This is a genomic window from Corallococcus silvisoli (assembly GCF_009909145.1).
In the GTDB taxonomy this organism is placed as follows: Bacteria; Myxococcota; Myxococcia; order Myxococcales; family Myxococcaceae; genus Corallococcus; species Corallococcus silvisoli.
Genome location: NZ_JAAAPJ010000021.1, coordinates 78,523 through 95,163, shown reverse-complemented (window position 1 = coordinate 95,163; position 16,641 = coordinate 78,523). Strand labels below are relative to the sequence as shown.

Genomic DNA, 16,641 nt, shown 5'->3' with positions numbered 1-16,641 from the left:
GCCCCCTTCACGAGCCCGCAAAGCACGACGGCGGAGGCTTCCCGAAGGAAACCCCCGCCGAAGAGCGGCCGAACCGCTGGCCGACAAGCGCGATTAGCGCTTGGAGAACTGGAACCGACGACGGGCGCCGGGCTGGCCGTACTTCTTGCGCTCGACCGCGCGAGCATCGCGGGTAAGGAAGCCGGCCTTCTTCAGCGCCGGACGGAACTCCGGGTTGAAGGCGCACAGCGCGCGCGCGATGCCGTGACGGATGGCACCGGCCTGGCCAGAGAGACCGCCGCCGCGCACGTTGACCGTGACGTCGAGCTTGCCCTTCTGCTCCAGGATCTCCAGCGGCTGGTTGAGCACCATCTTCGACGTCTCACGGCCGAAGTACTCGTTGATGTCGCGGCCGTTGATGACGACAGCGCCGTTGCCGGGACGCACCCAGACGCGAGCGGTGGCCTCCTTGCGGCGGCCCGTGGCGTAGAAACCGAGTTCAGGATTGATCGCCATGGCTGTTCCTTACGCCTCGACCTTGTACGCCACCGGCTTCTGCGCGGTGTGCGGATGGGTGTCACCAGCATACACCTTGAGCTTGGTCATCATCTGACGGCCCAGGGCGCTGCGGGGCAGCATGCGGCGCACGGCGTTGAGGATGATGTCCTCGGGGTGACGCTGGCGCAGCTTCTGGAGGTTGGTGATCTTCAGGGCGCCCGGGAAACCGGCGTACGGGTGACGGTAGTACTGCTTGTCCGTCTCCTTCGTGCCCGTCACCTTCACCTTCTCGGCGTTGATGACGATGACGTGGTCACCCGTGTCGATGGACGGGGTGTACGTGGGCTTGTGCTTGCCCTTCAGGAGGGTGGCGATCTGACTGGCGGCGCGACCAAGCACCTTGTCGGACACGTCGATGACGTGCCACTGGCGCTTGATGTCCCCAGCTTTGGCGCTGTAGGTCTTCTGCGACATTTCGTGCACTCCAGACTTCGGCGCGGCGCCCAGGTGCATGCCAGAGGCCGCGTGCTCGTGCGAAACCAACCGCGGGTCCTCTGCCAAAACTCCGACAGAAGCCCGGAAAGGCCGACCCTCCTAGTCGGACGCCGCGATCAAGTCAAGGTTGGGCGTACATCGACCGGGAATCCGGACCTTGGTGGCGGCCCGCGTCAGGGCGCCTGGCCCGGAGTGCCAGGACCCGGGCTGCCGGGCGGGGGCTTCTTGAAGCGCTCCTTCAAGTTGGCGAAGAAGTTCTTCTCCTTCTCGTCCGGGGGCCCCTGACGCGGCGCGTCCATGTCCACGTTCTCGAAGGCGTCCGGGGGGAGGTCCTCCAGGAAGCGCGAGGGGGTGCGGGGCACCTCCTTGCCGCGCTTCACGCGCACCGTGGAGCGGGTGAGGTAGAGCAGCTCCTTGGCGCGGGTGATGCCCACGTAGCAGAGCCGGCGCTCCTCCTCGAGGTTCTGCGCCTCGCCCTGCATGCCGCCGTGGGGCATCAGGTCCTCCTCCATGCCCAGGAAGAAGACGAGCCGGTACTCCAGGCCCTTGGAGGCGTGCAGCGACATCAGCGTCACGCGGCGGTTCTGGCCGGGGACGTCCTCCTCCTCCTGGCGCGTGTCCAGGCTGAGGCGGTTCAGGTACGTGAGGAGGCTGGCCTTGGGGCCCTCGCGCTTCTCGAACTTCTCCAGCGACGCGAGCACCTGGTCCACGCCCTTGAGCTTCTTGTCCGCGGCGGTGCCGGAGACGGCCTTGGCGCGGGTGGCCTCGCGGAAGCCGATCTCCTCCAGCAGCTTGTGCGTCGCCTCCGACAGGCGGGGCGTCTGGGTGAAGGCGTCGCGGTAGCGCTCCACCATCTCCACGAACTCCAGCACCTTGCCGCCCGCGCCCGCGGGCAGGTCCTCGTAGGTGTCCGCGCGGCGCATCACCGTCCAGAGCGTCACGCCCTCCGCGCGGGAGTGCGCGTGCAGCCGCTCCATGGTGACGTCGCCAATGCCGCGCGCCGGCACGTTGACGATGCGCATGAGGGAGATTTCGTCCAGCCGGTTCGCCAGGACCTTGAAATACGCGATGACGTCCTTCACCTCACTGCGGTCGAAGAACTCGCTGCCGCCCACCACTTCGTAGGCGATGTTCTTCTCGCGCAGCGTCTCCTCCACCGGGTGGGCCTGGCCGTTGGTGCGGTAGAGCACCGCGATGTCGTCCGCGGGGATGCCCTGGGAGAGGTGCTTCTGGATTTCGTGCGCGACGAAGCGGGCCTCCTCCTCGTCGTTGGGACACGCCACCACCTTCACCAGCGGGCCGCCCTTGCGGTCGGTCCACATGCGCTTGTCCTTGCGCTCCGGGTTCTTGGCGATGACGGCGTTGGCCGCGTCCAGCACGCGCTGGGAGGAGCGGTAGTTCTGCTCCAGCCGCACCTCCTTGCCGCCCGGGAAGTGCCGGTCGAAGTCCAGGATGTTGCGCACCTCCGCGCCGCGCCACGAATAGATGCACTGGTCGTCGTCCCCCACCGCGCACACGTTGCGCGCCTCGCCCGCGAGCAGCTTGAGCAGGTCCAGCTGCGCGTGGTTGGTGTCCTGGAACTCGTCCACCAGCAGGTAGCGGAAGCGCTGGGTGTACTTGCGGTGCAGGTCCGGGTGCTCGCGCAAGAGGCGCGCGGGCAGCACCAGCAGGTCGTCGAAGTCCACCGAGCCCTGCGCCTTGAGCGCCAGCTGGTAGTCCGCGAACACCATGGCGGTGATGAGGTCGTAGTCGTCCCCCAGCCCCTCCGGCTTCGGCTGGGGCGCCTCGCCGGAGTTCTTCGCCTTGGAGATGAGGGTGAGGACCTTGCGCGCGTCGAAGGCGCGGTCGTCGATGCGCTTCTCGCGCATGGCGCGGCGGATGATGGCCAGCTGGTCGCCCATGTCCGCGATGGCGAACTTCTTCGGCCAGCCCAGCCGGTGGATGTCCTCCCGCAGGACCTCCGCGCCGAACGCGTGGAAGGTGCACACCAGCACGCCCTGGGCGCGCGGCCCGGCCATGTGGATGAGCCGCTCCTTCATCTCCGTGGCGGCCTTGTTGGTGAAGGTGACGGCGAGGATGTTGCGGGCCACGATGTGGCCCGGCCGCTCGTTGAGCAGGTGGACGATGCGGTGGGTGATGACCCGCGTCTTGCCGCTGCCGGCACCCGCCAGCACGAGCAGCGGGCCCTCGGTCGTCAGCACTGCCTCGCGCTGAGGAGGATTGAGCTTCGAAAGGTCCATTGCGCGCGGGCCAGGGATACCCTTTGATTCGTTCGTGCGCGACAAATTCCTACGGCTGGCCACCGCAATGCTCGCGCTCGGCGTGGGCGGCGGATGCCTTGACGGCGAACGCACGACTTCTCCCACCCCGCGCGACGTGGTGACCACCGCCGCGCCGTGCGTGTACTTCAAGGACCTGGCGCCCTTCCTGCCGGACACGCTGGAGGGCTTCACGGTGGGTTCCACCGCGGGCTCCACGGGCAAGTACGGCGACGTGTCGGTGTCGGAGGCGGAGCGCACCTACACCCGGGGCGAGGGCCGCGAGGTGAAGGTGCGCATCGTGGACACCACCATGGGGTTGAAGCTGGGGCAGGCCATCCGCGAGGCGGCGCAGAAGGCGCGGGGGCGCGCGGCCAGCGACCCCACGGCCCCCATCCAGTGGAAGGAGGCGGTGGGCTTCGTGCGCTATGACGCGGACGAGGCCGTCGCGGAGGCGAACCTCCTGGTGGGTGACCGGTTCGTGGTGGCCGTCACCAGCCGCGGCTTCCCCAGCACGGTGGAGGTGCGGCGGGTGGCGCGAGGCATCGACCTGGCCGGGCTGTCCCGGCTGCAGTGATTCCAGAGTCCAAGGAGCGTTTGTGGCGGTGAAGGAGAAGGGGTCCCGGCCCCAGACGACCCAGGAGTTGCTGGAGCAGGAGAAGGCGGCGCGCCTGGGCGTGTCGTCCCTGGGCAAGCGCGAGTTCCTGGAGCAGTTCCAGAAGCTGTCCAAGAGCTACGCGGTGGACCCGGGCAACCCCGGCTCCTACGCGTGCGAGGGCTGCCAGCGCTGCGCCAACTGCATGTTCTGCAAGGACTGCGACAGCTGCCACCAGTGCACGCACTGCACCCGGTGCGAGCTGTGCACCAACTGCTCGCACTGCGTGGAGTGCAAGAACTGCCACGCGTGCGCCTACTGCGTGCAGAGCGAGAACTGCTCCAGCAGCGCGTACGTGGTGCTGAGCAAGAACCTGCAGGACTGCAACTACTGCTTCGGCTGCGTGGGCCTGTCCAAGAAGGACTTCCACATCCTCAACGTGGGCTTCTCCCGCACCGAGTACTTCAAGGTCGTGGGCAGGCTGCGCAAGGACCTGGGCATTCCCTAGCGCGGCCTACCCCCGCGCCCTGGACTACAGGGCGCGCACGTAGAGGGCCTTGAGGTACTCCGTCTCCGCGAGGCCCGCGAGCACCGGGTGGTCCAGCCCGGCGCCGCGCCGCTCGAGGATCTGCACCGGGCGCTTCGCGTCCGCGGCGGCGTCCAGCACCATGGACTCGAAGCCCTCCCGGTCCAGCTTCCCCGAGCACGAGCACGTCACCAGGAGCCCGTCCGACTTGAGGCAGCGCAGGGCGCGCAGGTTCAGCTCGTGGTAGGCGCGCAGCGCGGTGGCCAGGCCCTCGCGGCGCTTGGCCAGCCCCGGCGGGTCCAGGACGATGGTGTCGAAGCGGCGCCCCTCCTGGTCGAAGCGGCGCAGCACGTCGAACGCGTTGGCGTTCTCCACCTTCACGTGGGCGCGGCCGTTGGCCTCCGCGTTCGCCTGGGCGCGGGCCGCGGCCTTCGCGTCCTGCTCCACCGCGAGCACCGACGTGCAGTGCTTCGCGAGCGCGAGCGCGAAGCCGCCGTGGTAGCTGAAGCAGTCCAGCGCCTCGCCCCGGCCCAGCTCCCCCGCGCGCAGGTGGTTGTCCACCTGGTCCAGGAACGCCCCGGTCTTCATGTCGCCCAGGAGGTCCACTTCGAAGCGCGTGTCGCCCTCATGGTAGGTGAAGCGCGCGGCCCCCTCGCCGTGCAGCAGGCGCACCTCGCGGGGCAGGCTCTCGAAGTCGCGGCCGGAGGCGTCGTCGCGGCACACCACGTGGCTCGCGCCCGTGCGCTCCACCAGCGCCCGCGCGAGCATCTCCTTGCGCGCGTCCATTCCCTCCGACAGGGTCTGCACGGAGAGGCCCTGGCCGTAGCGGTCCACGAAGAAGCCGGGCAGGAGGTCCGCTTCTCCGTGGACGAGCCGCAGGCCGTCCCTGCCGGGGAGCACCGCGCGGCGGGCCAGCGCGGCCTCCACGCGGCGGATGAAGAAGGCGTCATCCACCTTCTCCTCGTTGGGGCCCTTGCGCGTGAGCAGCCGCAGGGCGAGCGGGGAGCGGCGGGCGTAGAGCGCCTGCCCGATGGGGTTCCCCTGGGGGTCCACCACCGCGACCACCGCGCCCGGCGTGTCGGTGGCCGGGGGCTCGGTGAGCTCCGTGCGGTAGACCCAGGGGGTGCCGCGACGCAGCGTCTTGGCGCCCTTCAGACTGACCCGGGCGGTGGGAAGGGAAGGCATGTCGGGGTTCACTCCAGGCCGCGCGCGGCCAGTTCCTCGTCGTCTTCCCCTCGCAGATGCCCGATTTCATGCAGCAGTGTCACGCGAATCTGTTCGCGCAGCTCCTCGGGCGTCCGCACCGCGCGGGCCAGGTTGCGCCGGTAGAGGGCCACCGACCGGCAGGGCGTCTCCGAACCGTCGCACGGCTCCTGGAGGGACGGGCCCCGGAACAGGCCCAGGATGGTGGGGGACAGGGGCGGCTGGTTGGCGAGCAGGTCGTCCTCGGACGGAATCTCCTCCGTGGCCACCGGCACGCCCGCCAGGTCGCGGCGCATGTCCGCCGGCAGGTCCGCCAGCGCCCGCGTCACCTGGGCCTTGAACTCGTCCGCGGACGGCAGGGGCGGCGGGGGGAAGTCCTCCGGCTCCAGCGCGCGGGCCTTCGCGAAGTGCTCCTCGGCCTTCGCCCACTGCCCCTCGCGCTCCAGCAGGAGCCCCAGGTGCTGGTGCGCGTGCGCCGCGCGCTCCTTGTCCTTCAGGAGCGACGCGAAGGCCGTCTTCGCCTCGCGGAAGCGGCACAGCTCGAAGAGGGCCAGGGCCTTCTCGTACTTCGCCTCGTGGTTGTCCGGCTCGCGGGCGAGGACGAGGGTGGCCCGGTCCAGCGCCTGGTCCGCCTGCCCCAGGTCGTTGAAGGCCATGGCGGCCACCAGCGCCAGGGACGGGATGAGCTCCGGAGGCGTGGAGGGCTGGGACAGGCCGCGCTCGGCGTAGAGCGCCCCCAGTTCGTCCCGCTCGCGCGTGGAGGGCAGTTGAACCGCGTACAGGTGCGCGGCGCCCAGGAGCGCGTCCGGGTCCCCCGGGTCGATGGCCAGCGCGCGGGCGAAGGCGAGCTGGGCCTCGGGCTCGCGGTGGAGCGCGGCCAGGGCGGAGCCCCGCTCCGCGTGGGCCGCGGCGAGGTCCGGCTCCAGGGCGGCGGCCTGCGCGGCGCAGGAGAGCGCCTCCTCGTAGTGGCTCTCGTCGTAGTAGCGACGGGCCGCGTCCAGGGGGGACTCGCCCCGCGCGTCGCACACCGCCAGCGGGTGCACCTCCCCCATCACCGCGTCGTCAGGCGGCGCGACCGAGGACTGGAGGCCCGCGTCCACCAGCGACGGGGCGGGCCTCCCCGCGTCGGCGCTCGCGGCGAGGTCCGGCCCGCCCGCATCCGTCCCCGCGTCGGCGGCCGCCGGAGGGGTTCGCTTGCAGGAGACGAGCAGGAGCAGACAAACAGCGAGCAGACAGCGCCGCGACATGGGCGGGGAGGCTATGGCATCCGCCCCATCCACCGGAAGCGCGGACGTGCCTGCCCGCCTGAAGGGTCCCCCGCCCGCTCCGGCTGCATTACCCTGTCGCTCCCATGCGAACGCTCATCCTGGCATCGACCTCCAGCGCGCGAAGGGCCCTGATGGAGGGCCTGGGCTTGCCCTACCGCACCGAAGTCCCCGGCGTGGACGAGCAGGTCCCCGCCCACCTGTCCGCCGAGGAGGCCGTGCGGATGCTCGCGGTGCGCAAGGCCCGCGCGGTGCAGGAGCGCCACCCGGACGCCTGGGTGCTGGGCGCGGATCAGCTCGTGGAGGTGGGACAGGAGGTGCTGGGCAAGCCCCGGGACCGGGACGCGGCGCGGGCACAACTGAAGCGCCTGCTGGGCCGCACCCACGTCATCCACACCGGGGTGTGCCTGGTGGGGCCCGGCGGCCACCACACGGAGACCGCGGAGGACACGCGCCTCACGTTCTTCGACGTGCCCCCGGAGGAGCTGGAGCGCTACCTGGACACCGGCGAGTGGGAGGGCTGCGCGGGCAGCTACCGCGTGGAGGGCCGGGGTCAAGCGCTGCTCGCGAAGCTGGAGGGGGACCGCACCAACGTGCAGGGACTGCCCATGCTGTCGGTGGTGCGGCTCTTGCGGCAGGCGGGCTTCGACTTCTTCGCCCGCCCCTGACGCGCCGGAGCGAGGGCTCACCCCGCGCTGGACAGCTCCGCGAGGATCTCCTGGTACGCGGCGCGGGCCTTGTCGGCTTGATCCGCCTTGAAGCTCACCGCGGACACCACCGGGTGCCCGCCTCCGCCGTAGCGGCCGGCGATGGCGGCCAGGTCGTGCTTGCGCGTCTCCGGCTTCCACGGGTTGGAGCCCAGCGACACCTTGGCGCGGGAAGCGCCCTTCCCCACCCACAGCGTGTAGCGCGCGTCCGGGTAGAGCGCGTAGGCGATGAACTTGTTGAGGCTGTCCACGCCCTCGTCCACGAGGTCGAAGTGGACGACGCCGTTCTCGTACCGGGCCTTCTCGCGCACGAGGTCGATGTTGCGCTGGTGCCGGAAGAGCAGCGGCTCCAGCGGGGCGGCGATGAGCGGCGAGGCGGCGATGTCCGCGAGCGACTCCGACTGCATGCGCCGGATGACCTCCGGGATGAGCGTGTCGTCCTTGGTGGCCTCCAGCACCGTCATGATGCGCAGCGCGGGCTCCTCCAGCGCCACGGCCATCTGCGGGCTGGGGAACTGCGCGCCGTCGATGATTTCCGCCCAGTGCAGCAGGTCCTTCAGCGAGGACGCGTCCCAGCCGAAGCGCTCGCGCGCCACGTCCGCCAGGTACAGCGTGCAGCTCTTGCGGTGCGCGTCGTGGAACTTCCGGCCGCTGGCGTCGCGCTGGAAGTGGGCCTCGTCGCCGGGCTGCTGGAAGGCGGAGGCGTGGTGGTCGAACCACCAGGTGAGCCGCGCGTCCTGGCTGTAGCGGAAGTCGACGATGACGTTCTCGTCCCCGGTGAACACCGCCGGGTCGATCCCCTCCGCCCCCGGCTTGTGGGACAGGCCCCGGTAGCTGAACGTCGCGTCCCCGCGCACCCGCTCCCGGTAGAAGCGGGTGAAGACCGCGGCGCTGGCGGCGCCGTCGAAACAATTGTCGTGGAAGAGGACCTGGACTCGCATGGCGGTCCGCCCTCTACCCCGTTTCCCCGCCGGCCCCAACACGACCGCGGTCGCCTGGCCGCAGGACCGTGGCCACAGGGTGACACCTGACCCAGCCTTGGGTGTCCCAGGGCTCCTCCCGAGGTGCGAGCCATTGAACGATGCGTGGAAATCACTGCACTCGCTGAACGGAAAACTCGACAGAACGAGGAATGACCCTGAAGGGCTGAAAGAAAGTGGGCGCCTTCACCCCTCGGCAACCCACCATCTGGCAGGGAAACCCTTGGATTCAGGGACCTGACAGGGAGGCTGAGCCCTGGCACCTCGCCTGCATGGTGTCAGACCCACGGTGTACTCACCCGCGCAGCATGAAGTGGCGGGAGGAACCATGGCGAAGCAGACCGCAGGCAAGACGAAGGGTGGCACGGTGCGGCGGCAGGGTCGGCGGGTGATGCCGGCGCTGCGCCGCACGGCGAAGCGCGCGCGCGTGGCGGCCCAGAAGGCCCAGCTCACCGTGGGCGAGGTCATCGCGGCGGCGTTCGACACGGCGGGCGGTGAGATGAGCGGTGCGCTGGAGCTCGTCACCTCTCCGCAGATGGCCCGCGCGCTGGGCCGCCGCATCGTCGTCGTGGGCTGAGAGCAGCCGTCCCCTTTCGCGCGCCCCAGACCGTGCTCCGGAAACGGAGCGCGCGGGCGCCAGAGGTCGCGACACGGCTGTCAGCCTTCCTCCACCTGTCGCCGCGTTTCGCGGGAGCGCGGTGGAGCCCCCTCCCCTCCACTTCTCTTCGTCCTGGAACCCGGACCCACGGGTGCGCGGGATGGATGCGCCCAGCGGGTTCATCCGGACCCCTTGGTGCCCGCGTTCGTCACTTCGCACAGGTGGGCTCCACGCTTCGCACCCGAAAAAACGACGGCCCGCATTCCCCAGCGAAACGGGGAACACGGGCCGGGAAGCCCCGGTGGCCAGGGCTCTGTGGGGCGACGATTAGCGGGGCTGCCAGCGCGGGCGGTGGTCGTCGCCCTCGTTGGTCAGCACGGTGTACGTGTCCTTCGGGTGGGTGATGAGCGCGCCGTTCGGCTGACCGGTGGTCGTGTCGATGGGCTGCACGTTGAGCTGACCGCTCAGGATGAAGGCCACGAGCTGGCCGTCCGGAGAGAATGACGGCAGCGTGGCGTTCTCCTTGAGGGACACCGGATCCCCTTCCGGCGCGCCGGTGGCGGTGTTGACGTGCTGGAGGAAGATGACGTTGCCAGGGCGGTTGGCGCACAGGGTCGCGGCGGCGTTGCCACAGAGCACGGCCGCGGTGCCGACCAGTTGGTAGTAGGCGCGCACATACGCCACCCAGCTGCCGTCCGGCGCCCAGTTCGGGTTCGCGATGTACGAATCGATGGTGCCGCCCGCCACGGCCTCGGAGGTGCTGTCAGCCAGCAGCGTCGGGGTGCCGCCGCCCGTCACGGGCAGCGAGTACAGCCGGAGCACCGGGGTGGACTCCGTCCCGAAGAGCACCGTGCGGTTGTCCGGGTTGGCCAGGAACAACAGCTGCGAGGTGACGCGGTTGAAGTGCGGCTGCTCCGCCGACGTGGGCGTGCCCGCCAGCGGAGTCGGCGCGCCGCCATTGAGGGAGACGAGGATGCCCGTGCCCGAGACGTTGTACGCGAGGTCCGTGCCGTTGGGGCCGAAGTCCGGGAACGTGCCGTTGACGGTGATCTGCGTCGGCGCGCCACCCGTGGGCGCGATGGTGGAGATGCCCGACGCCCCGCGCACCCAGGCAATCAGGTTGCCGGGATCCCACTCCATGTAGCGGATGCGCGCGTTGCCGGCGGCCGTGCCGGTCGTCAGCACCGTGGGCGCCACGGCCGCGAGCGGCAACGCCGCCACCGCGAGCTCGCCCGTGGGGGCGGTGACGTTCCCCTGGACGAAGGCGACCTGGGCGCCTCCCGGGCCAAAGCGCGGGTACGCGCTGGCGACGCCCTCGGCGCTGAGCGACATCGGCCCCGGCACGTCGAACGCCGTCACCAGCGCCCGGGTGCCCCCGTCGACGCCCGTCACGGCGATGAGGAGCGACTGACAGGTGGCGGCCTCGCAGCGCAGGCCCGCCATGCAGTCCGCGGACGCGGTGCACGCGCCGCCCTTGCCCACGGTCATGCCCGCGTCCACCGTGCCCGCGTCGACGCCCGCGTCCACCTCCGTGCCCGCGTCCTCCTCCGTCCCCGCGTCCTCCGTGCCGGCATCGACCTCCGTGCCCGCATCCACCTCCGTGCCCGCGTCCTCCTCCGTCCCCGCGTCCACCTCGGGGGAGAGGTTGATCGTGACCAGCTCGCACTTGTTATCCGCGTTGCAGATGAACTCCTGGCCTTCGGGCGGAGTCCCCTTGTCACGGCAGTCGAATCGATCGACACACTCGTCGCTACACCCCGTGACCAGAATCGCCAGCGCCCCGAACAGCACACCCCACACCACTCGCTTGGTCATTCCCATGCCTCCCATGTCAGGGGGCGGGTCATAGCTTTCCATCCATGTGAGCAGAGATGCCCTGAAGGGCAGATGATCCGAGCCTGTCGCTGATTGAACGGCTCTGTGAAGAAGGGTGCTCAATGATAGACACGCACTGCCATCTGGACGCCTCCCGCTTCGACCCGGACCGCGACAGCGTTGTCACACGGGCCTGGGCCGCGGGCCTGCAAGGCATCCTCATTCCCGCAGTAGGACCTGACACGTGGGAGCCGCTGTTGGAGCTGCCGCGCCGGGACGCGCGCATCCAGGTGGGGCTGGGCATCCACCCCCAGTTCCTGCCGGACCTCCCCGCCGAGGACGACGGCGCGAACCTGGAGCGGCTGGACGCGCTCCTCGCGAAGGGCGGCGCGGTGGCGGTGGGCGAGTGCGGCCTGGATGGCCCTTCCGTCACCGGCGCCCCGCTGGAGCGGCAGGTGGCGGTGCTGCGCGGGCACCTGGCCCTGGCGCGCAAGCACGGGCTGCCGGTGCTGATGCACTGCCACCGGCTCCACCCCGCGCTCATCGACCTGCTGAAGACGGAGGCGTGGCCGGAGGCGGGCATCCTCATGCACAGCTACAGCGGCGGCGCGGAGCTGGCGCGCTTCTACGTCCAGCGGGGCTGCCACTTCTCCTTCGCGGGCCCCGTCACCTGGGCGGAGGCGCGCAAGCCGCTGGACGCCCTGCGCGTGATTCCGCCGGAGCGGCTGGTGGCGGAGACGGACTCGCCGGACCAGGCGCCCACGCCCTTCCGGGGGCAGCGCTCCGAGCCGGGCTACCTGCCCCACATCCTCGCGGGGATGGCCCAGGCCCTGGGGGAGCCCGTGGACGCGCTCGCCCAGCGGACGACCGAGAACGCCCGGCGCCTGTTCCGGGAAGCTTTCCCCACCCCTTCGCGGTAGGCGAGCGTCGCGTGATAGAGGAGCCCTTCATGAACCCGCAGCCCACCCCCACCCCCACCGCCGAGACCGACGCGCCGCCCGCCTCCCCGGCCGCTTCGGACGCCGTCGCGACGTCGCTCGCGAAGCCCTTCAAGCTGTCGCGCCGCTTCGACCGGACGGCGCGCCTGCTGGGCGACACCGCCATGGAGCGGCTGGCCAACGCGCACGTGGTGGTGTTCGGCCTGGGCGGCGTGGGCAGCTTCACCGCGGAGGGCCTGGTGCGCAGCGGCGTGGGCCGGCTCACGCTGGTGGACCACGACGACGTGTGCGTCACCAACACCAACCGCCAGTTGCACGCGACGGTGAAGTCGGTGGGCAAGTCCAAGGCGGAGCTGATGGCCCAGCGCTGCCAGGACATCAACCCCCAGGCGAAGGTGGAGGCCCTGCGCGAGTTCTACCGCGAGGAGCTGGCGGAGACGCTGCTGCCGCCGGGCCGCTACGACTTCGTGGTGGACGCCATCGACAACGTGAAGGCGAAGCTGCACCTCTTGCACCGGTGCGTGACGCTGGGCCTGCCGGTGGTCAGCTCGATGGGCGCGGCGGGCCGCCTGGACCCCACGGCCATCCGCGTGGAGGACCTGTGCGAGACGCACATGGACCCCTTCGCCAAGGACATCCGCAAGCTGCTCAAGCGCAAGTACGGCGTGGAGACGGAGCGCCACACGGGCATCACCGCCGTGTACTCCATCGAGACGCGGCGCCAGCCGGTGGCGCTGAACTACGACGACGCGTCCGACGGCTTCCTCTGCGTCTGCCCGCAGGACAACGAGTTCCACACCTGCGACCACCGCACGCAGATTGACGGCAGCGTGGCGTTCGTCACCTCCGCGTTCGGGATGAACGCCGCGGGCGTGGTGGTGCGCAGGCTGGCGGCGGCGCGCTAGCCGTCAGGCCACGCGGGCACGGGCTTCCGCGACCGCCGGCTCGCGGCCACACGGGCGGCGGAAGACGCAGCGGGCGCAGGCATCCAGCTTCTCCGTCCGAGGGAAGGCCTCCGCCTCCTTCGGCGTGTTGGCCGCGGGGTCCAGCAGGAGCGCCCGCATCCCCGCCACGCTCCTGGCGAAGTGCTCGCGGAAGGAGTCCATGGCGGACGGGTCCACCGTCACGTCGTGCTCCAGGCCCTCGTTGAGGTACACGAGCGACGCGCGCACCTTCTCCAGCGGGTAGCGGTAGCGCTGGGAGATGTAGAGCGCGTAGCCCAGCACCTGCTCGTCGTAGCCGTCCCGCGAGCGGCCCGTCTTCCAGTCCACCACCACGACGGAGCCGTCCGCGTCCACGTAGGCGAAGTCCGGGATGGCGAAGGTCTTCACGCCATCCAACGTGAAGTGGGCGAAGTCGAAGCCCGCGTCCACCTCCAGCCACTGCGCGGGCTTGAGCCCCTTCGCGACGGCGGGCCAGCGCGACTGGAAGAACCACGCGAGCGCCGAGCGCACCGTCTCGAAGTTCTGCTTCCACGCCTCGTTGGGCACGTCCTCCGCGTACTCGTGCTCCGCGAGGCCGGTGAAGGGCTTGCGGTACTTCTGCGTCCAGTAGGCCTTGGAGCGCGAGTGCCGGAAGTCGTCCTGCATCAGCTTGTGCGTGCGCGCCTCCACCTTCGCGGGGTCCACCTCGCGGCCGGCGCGCCAGTCCAGGAGCACGTCCTTGAGGGACTCGTGCACGATGCTGCCCGCCCAGGTGTAGCGGTTGTGCAGCTTCTTGAGCACGTACAGCTCGCGCACGTCCTTCGCCGCGTCCGCCTCCCAGCCGCCCCAGGAGCGGTAGTAGTAGAGGTAGTAGGCCCGAAGGCACTCGGAGAACTTCTCGTGGCGGCTCTTCGACCAGGAGAAGTCGTTGTGAATGGGAGGGCGGGCCATGGACGCGCGGCATCCTATAGGCGATCGCCCGGCCCGCCAGAAGGGGGACGGACAGGGAGACAACCGCCCCCCTCCGTAGGTAAAGACGCTCGCGCGCGCCCGACCTCCCGGGGAGGGTTTCGCGCCGCCACCGCGAAGAATCACATGAGCCCACGCAAGCGCACTGAACCCGCGGCCCTCCCCGCCCCTGTCTCCCCTGAACGCCACGCCGCCCTGCACGGCCCGCTGCTCTCCTGGTACGACCGGAACAAGCGCGACCTGCCCTGGCGCCGCACGCGCGACCCGTACGCCATCTGGCTCAGCGAGGTCATGCTCCAGCAGACCCAGGTGGCCACCGTCATCCCGTACTGGGAGCGTTTCCTCGCACGCTTTCCCAGCGTGAAGGCCCTGGCCTCCGCGCCCCTGGACGACGTGCTCTCCGGGTGGAAGGGGCTGGGCTACTACTCGCGCGCGCGCAACCTGCACCGCGCCGCGCGGGAGGTGGTGGAGCGCTTCGGCGGGAAGCTCCCCGCCACGGCGGAGGAGCTGCTCACGCTGCCCGGCTTCGGCCGCTACACCTCCGGGGCCGTGGCCTCCATCGCCTTCGGCGAGCAGGCGCCCATCGTGGACGGCAACGTCGCGCGCGTGCTGTCGCGCCTCTTCGAAGTGGAGGGCGTGCCCGGAGACCGAGAGCGCGAAGCCACGCTGTGGGCCCTGGCCTCCGCGCTGGTGAAGGGCGAGCGCCCCGGCGACTTCAACCAGGCGCTGATGGAGCACGGCGCCACGGTGTGCCGGCCAGAGTCCCCCCTGTGCCTGCTGTGCCCCGTGCGCGACGGCTGCTTCGCGTACCGCAAGGGCCGCGTGGAGGAGCTGCCGCCGGCCAAGGTGCGCGCCGCCCCCCGCAAGCTGTTCCTGGCGCTGGCGGTGTGGCCGCACGAGGGCACCCTCCTCTTCGCGCGCAGGGCGGACAAGGGGCTCTTCGGCGGCCTGTGGGAGCTGCCCGCCGTGGAGGTGGAGGAGGACACGCCAGAGGCGGAGGCGACCGCGCGGCTGGCCACGGCGCTCGGCACCGCGCTCACGCTGGAGGCGACGCTGGACAGCGTGCGGCGTCAGCTCACCCACCGAGACCTCACGCTGCGGCTCCTGCGCGTCCGCGGAGGTTCGCGGCCCACGCGGGCCTCCGCGTTCCAGGAGCTGCGCTGGTGCACGCCCCAGGAGGCGGAGGCGCTGGGCATGAGCACCGCGATGCAGCGCGCGCTCGACGCGGCCCTGGGGCATGGCGTGATGGAGGGCGGCGCGCCGCCCGCGAAGAAGGCCACGGGCCGGGGTGCCAGGAAGACGGCTGGCCGCTGAGCCGCCGGGCGCTTCTTCAACCTCCGGACCGCGCCGAGGCGGGGCTCCGAGCGTGGATTTTCCTCCTGCCACGGGCCGTTTGGACCTGGACACTTGGCGGCCCGCGATGTCGCTCCGGCAACCTCCCGTTTCGTGGGTCACTTCCACGGAGAAGAGGCGCAACCGAAGCTCCCGGGCGCTTTTTCCAGGAGGAAGCCTCGATGGCCCGACAAAACGCGCAGAAGTCCCCACCGAACCCGGCTCCCAAGGCCGCTCCGGAGCGGACCGAGGAAAAGAAGCCGGTGGCCACGGCCAGCGCGCCCGTGAGCAAGCCGGTGGGCGCGCCCACGCAGGACCAGATTGCCCGCCGCGCCTTCGAAATCTTCCAGGCCCGGGGCGGCACCCATGGCAACCCCGAGCATGACTGGCATCAGGCCGAACGCGAGCTGAAGCTGGGCCGTCAGTAGCCGCTCAAGCCCCGCGCGGCTCAGTGCGCGGGGGGCAGTCCCTGAAGGACCGGGCGCTCCGACTCGAGCGCCCGCTTCAGCCGGCGCTGCGCCTGCTTCAACTCCTCCAGGATGCGCTCGGCGTCCACCACCGAGCGCATCGCGAGCCCGCACGCGGGCGTCAGCAGCACCGTGGACACCGCGCGGGCGAAGCCGATGTCGCTGGGCAGGGCCGCCTTCAGCGACGCCTCCACCGAATCCGCCAGCTCCTCCACCGAGTACGTCGACGCCAGGTCCGTGGGGATGACGCCCAGGCTGAACGTGGCGCCGGACGCGAGGAAGCGCTCCAGCGCGTCCGTCTCCTCCAGCATCGCGTCCAGTGACAGCCGCACGTCCAGCGACACCAGGTCCGCCTGCGCGTCCAGCAGCACGCCCCAGTCCGTGTTGCCGCAGCAGTGGACGCCCACGAGCGCGCCCTCGCGCTGCAGGGCCACCACCAGGAGCCGCAGCTCCTGCTGCGCCAGCAGGTGCTGGGGGTTCATCCGCACGTAGGCGTAGAGCCCGGGCTCATCCAGGTAGAACAGGGGCGTGGTGCCCGTGCGCTTGAGGGCGCGCACCATGGCCAGCGCGCGCACCATCACCAGCCGGTAGAGCGCCGCGTCCAGGCCGGGCACCGCCAGCACCGGCTCCCCCGTCGCCGTGCGCACCACCGAGCGGACCGTGAAGGGGCCGGCCAGCTGCGCCTTCGCGAACGCCAGCTTGCGGTGCTCCACCTCCCAGAGGAACGGCTTCCACGCCCGACACGCGTCCGCCGTGGGCTCGAAGGACTCCAGGTCCCCGGAGGCCAGCGCGGACTCCAGCCGCGCCTCGAAGGCCGCGCGGCCGGCGGCCCAGGCCTCCACGTCCACGGTGCAGACCCCGTCCTCGTCGAAGCGCAGGCCCGGCAGGCCCTCCAGCGCCGCGGGGATCATCAGCTCCGAGGGATGCCCCACCGGCAGCTGCGGCAGGAACGGGATGTCCATGGCGAGCGCGACCTGGAGCCCCAGTTCCACCTGGGTGTGCGGCAGGCTGCCGATGCCCGTGGTGGCACACGCGGGCAGGAGCTGGACGGCGCGACGGATGGCGGGCGAAGGCATGGCGGCAATCTATCCCT

General features: G+C 70.8%; 17 protein-coding genes. 8 read left to right on the top strand and 9 right to left on the bottom strand.

The window, feature by feature from the left end; translation table 11 throughout:
* Positions 1-93: 93 nt before the first annotated feature.
* From rpsI to GTY96_RS32435, 3 genes are all read right to left on the bottom strand, one after another.
* The gene (rpsI, locus tag GTY96_RS32445) at positions 94-495 is read right to left on the bottom strand and encodes a 30S ribosomal protein S9 (RefSeq protein ID WP_120526842.1); all 402 of its coding nucleotides are present in this window, start codon (positions 493-495) and stop codon (positions 94-96) included.
* A 9-nt stretch (positions 496-504) separates the two neighbouring features.
* Complete coding sequence (rplM, locus tag GTY96_RS32440) at positions 505-951, bottom strand: 50S ribosomal protein L13 (RefSeq protein WP_143909223.1); 447 nt, start codon at positions 949-951, stop codon at positions 505-507.
* A 194-nt stretch (positions 952-1,145) separates the two neighbouring features.
* Positions 1,146-3,212, bottom strand: coding sequence for an ATP-dependent helicase (locus GTY96_RS32435; RefSeq protein WP_143909221.1), 2,067 nt, complete (start codon positions 3,210-3,212; stop codon positions 1,146-1,148).
* A 34-nt stretch (positions 3,213-3,246) separates the two neighbouring features.
* Here GTY96_RS32435 and GTY96_RS32430 point away from each other — a divergent pair, with 34 nt between their 5' ends.
* Complete coding sequence (locus GTY96_RS32430; protein ID WP_255443026.1) at positions 3,247-3,807, top strand: hypothetical protein; 561 nt, start codon at positions 3,247-3,249, stop codon at positions 3,805-3,807.
* Positions 3,808-3,835: 28 nt separating this feature from the next.
* Positions 3,836-4,333 carry a caib/baif family protein gene (locus GTY96_RS32425; protein ID WP_143909219.1) on the top strand — a complete coding sequence of 166 codons (498 nt, stop codon included), beginning with the start codon at positions 3,836-3,838 and terminating at the stop codon, positions 4,331-4,333.
* A gap of 24 nt (positions 4,334-4,357) precedes the next feature.
* On the opposite strand, the gene GTY96_RS32420 is transcribed toward GTY96_RS32425, so the two are convergent.
* The gene (locus GTY96_RS32420) at positions 4,358-5,536 is read right to left on the bottom strand and encodes a class I SAM-dependent rRNA methyltransferase (RefSeq protein ID WP_161666731.1); all 1,179 of its coding nucleotides are present in this window, start codon (positions 5,534-5,536) and stop codon (positions 4,358-4,360) included.
* A gap of 8 nt (positions 5,537-5,544) precedes the next feature.
* The gene (locus GTY96_RS32415; RefSeq protein WP_161666730.1) at positions 5,545-6,801 is read right to left on the bottom strand and encodes a metallopeptidase family protein; all 1,257 of its coding nucleotides are present in this window, start codon (positions 6,799-6,801) and stop codon (positions 5,545-5,547) included.
* Positions 6,802-6,905: 104 nt separating this feature from the next.
* Here GTY96_RS32415 and GTY96_RS32410 point away from each other — a divergent pair, with 104 nt between their 5' ends.
* Positions 6,906-7,487 carry a Maf family protein gene (locus GTY96_RS32410; RefSeq protein ID WP_161666729.1) on the top strand — a complete coding sequence of 194 codons (582 nt, stop codon included), beginning with the start codon at positions 6,906-6,908 and terminating at the stop codon, positions 7,485-7,487.
* A gap of 17 nt (positions 7,488-7,504) precedes the next feature.
* Here GTY96_RS32410 and GTY96_RS32405 read toward each other — a convergent pair whose 3' ends face one another.
* Positions 7,505-8,467, bottom strand: a complete 963-nt coding sequence (locus GTY96_RS32405) for a DHH family phosphoesterase (RefSeq protein ID WP_143909211.1) — start codon at positions 8,465-8,467, stop codon at positions 7,505-7,507.
* 367 nt (positions 8,468-8,834) lie between these two features.
* Between GTY96_RS32405 and GTY96_RS32400 the strand changes: the two genes are divergently transcribed.
* Complete coding sequence (locus GTY96_RS32400) at positions 8,835-9,083, top strand: hypothetical protein (RefSeq protein WP_143909209.1); 249 nt, start codon at positions 8,835-8,837, stop codon at positions 9,081-9,083.
* Positions 9,084-9,431: 348 nt separating this feature from the next.
* Here the strand turns inward: GTY96_RS32400 and GTY96_RS32395 are convergent, their stop codons facing one another.
* Positions 9,432-10,919, bottom strand: a complete 1,488-nt coding sequence (locus GTY96_RS32395; protein WP_143909207.1) for a TolB-like translocation protein — start codon at positions 10,917-10,919, stop codon at positions 9,432-9,434.
* 122 nt (positions 10,920-11,041) lie between these two features.
* Here GTY96_RS32395 and GTY96_RS32390 point away from each other — a divergent pair, with 122 nt between their 5' ends.
* Positions 11,042-11,839, top strand: a complete 798-nt coding sequence (locus GTY96_RS32390) for a TatD family hydrolase (protein WP_161666728.1) — start codon at positions 11,042-11,044, stop codon at positions 11,837-11,839.
* A gap of 29 nt (positions 11,840-11,868) precedes the next feature.
* Positions 11,869-12,762: a tRNA threonylcarbamoyladenosine dehydratase gene (locus GTY96_RS32385; RefSeq protein ID WP_143909203.1), complete on the top strand. Its 894-nt coding sequence runs from the start codon at positions 11,869-11,871 to the stop codon at positions 12,760-12,762.
* Positions 12,763-12,765: 3 nt separating this feature from the next.
* On the opposite strand, the gene GTY96_RS32380 is transcribed toward GTY96_RS32385, so the two are convergent.
* Complete coding sequence (locus GTY96_RS32380) at positions 12,766-13,731, bottom strand: PD-(D/E)XK nuclease family protein (protein WP_143909445.1); 966 nt, start codon at positions 13,729-13,731, stop codon at positions 12,766-12,768.
* Between the two features lie 144 nt (positions 13,732-13,875).
* On the opposite strand from GTY96_RS32380, the gene mutY reads away from it, so the two are divergent.
* Positions 13,876-15,063, top strand: coding sequence for an A/G-specific adenine glycosylase (mutY, locus tag GTY96_RS32375; protein ID WP_161666727.1), 1,188 nt, complete (start codon positions 13,876-13,878; stop codon positions 15,061-15,063).
* A gap of 200 nt (positions 15,064-15,263) precedes the next feature.
* On the top strand, positions 15,264-15,509 hold the full coding sequence (locus GTY96_RS32370; protein ID WP_143909444.1) for a DUF2934 domain-containing protein: 246 nt from the start codon (positions 15,264-15,266) through the stop codon (positions 15,507-15,509).
* 20 nt (positions 15,510-15,529) lie between these two features.
* Here GTY96_RS32370 and GTY96_RS32365 read toward each other — a convergent pair whose 3' ends face one another.
* Complete coding sequence (locus tag GTY96_RS32365) at positions 15,530-16,624, bottom strand: uroporphyrinogen decarboxylase/cobalamine-independent methonine synthase family protein (protein ID WP_143909441.1); 1,095 nt, start codon at positions 16,622-16,624, stop codon at positions 15,530-15,532.
* Between the last annotated feature and the right edge of the window lie 17 nt (positions 16,625-16,641).

Coding starts and splice junctions, on each gene's coding strand:
- GTY96_RS32395 (WP_143909207.1), bottom strand. CDS start 10,919: ATGACCAAGCGAGTGGTGTGGGGTGTGCTGTTCGGGGCGCTGGCGATT.
- GTY96_RS32410 (WP_161666729.1), top strand. CDS start 6,906: ATGCGAACGCTCATCCTGGCATCGACCTCCAGCGCGCGAAGGGCCCTG.
- rplM (WP_143909223.1), bottom strand. CDS start 951: ATGTCGCAGAAGACCTACAGCGCCAAAGCTGGGGACATCAAGCGCCAG.
- GTY96_RS32405 (WP_143909211.1), bottom strand. CDS start 8,467: ATGCGAGTCCAGGTCCTCTTCCACGACAATTGTTTCGACGGCGCCGCC.
- mutY (WP_161666727.1), top strand. CDS start 13,876: ATGAGCCCACGCAAGCGCACTGAACCCGCGGCCCTCCCCGCCCCTGTC.
- GTY96_RS32380 (WP_143909445.1), bottom strand. CDS start 13,731: ATGGCCCGCCCTCCCATTCACAACGACTTCTCCTGGTCGAAGAGCCGC.
- GTY96_RS32415 (WP_161666730.1), bottom strand. CDS start 6,801: ATGTCGCGGCGCTGTCTGCTCGCTGTTTGTCTGCTCCTGCTCGTCTCC.
- GTY96_RS32365 (WP_143909441.1), bottom strand. CDS start 16,624: ATGCCTTCGCCCGCCATCCGTCGCGCCGTCCAGCTCCTGCCCGCGTGT.
- rpsI (WP_120526842.1), bottom strand. CDS start 495: ATGGCGATCAATCCTGAACTCGGTTTCTACGCCACGGGCCGCCGCAAG.
- GTY96_RS32390 (WP_161666728.1), top strand. CDS start 11,042: ATGATAGACACGCACTGCCATCTGGACGCCTCCCGCTTCGACCCGGAC.
- GTY96_RS32370 (WP_143909444.1), top strand. CDS start 15,264: ATGGCCCGACAAAACGCGCAGAAGTCCCCACCGAACCCGGCTCCCAAG.
- GTY96_RS32400 (WP_143909209.1), top strand. CDS start 8,835: ATGGCGAAGCAGACCGCAGGCAAGACGAAGGGTGGCACGGTGCGGCGG.
- GTY96_RS32420 (WP_161666731.1), bottom strand. CDS start 5,536: ATGCCTTCCCTTCCCACCGCCCGGGTCAGTCTGAAGGGCGCCAAGACG.
- GTY96_RS32435 (WP_143909221.1), bottom strand. CDS start 3,212: ATGGACCTTTCGAAGCTCAATCCTCCTCAGCGCGAGGCAGTGCTGACG.
- GTY96_RS32385 (WP_143909203.1), top strand. CDS start 11,869: ATGAACCCGCAGCCCACCCCCACCCCCACCGCCGAGACCGACGCGCCG.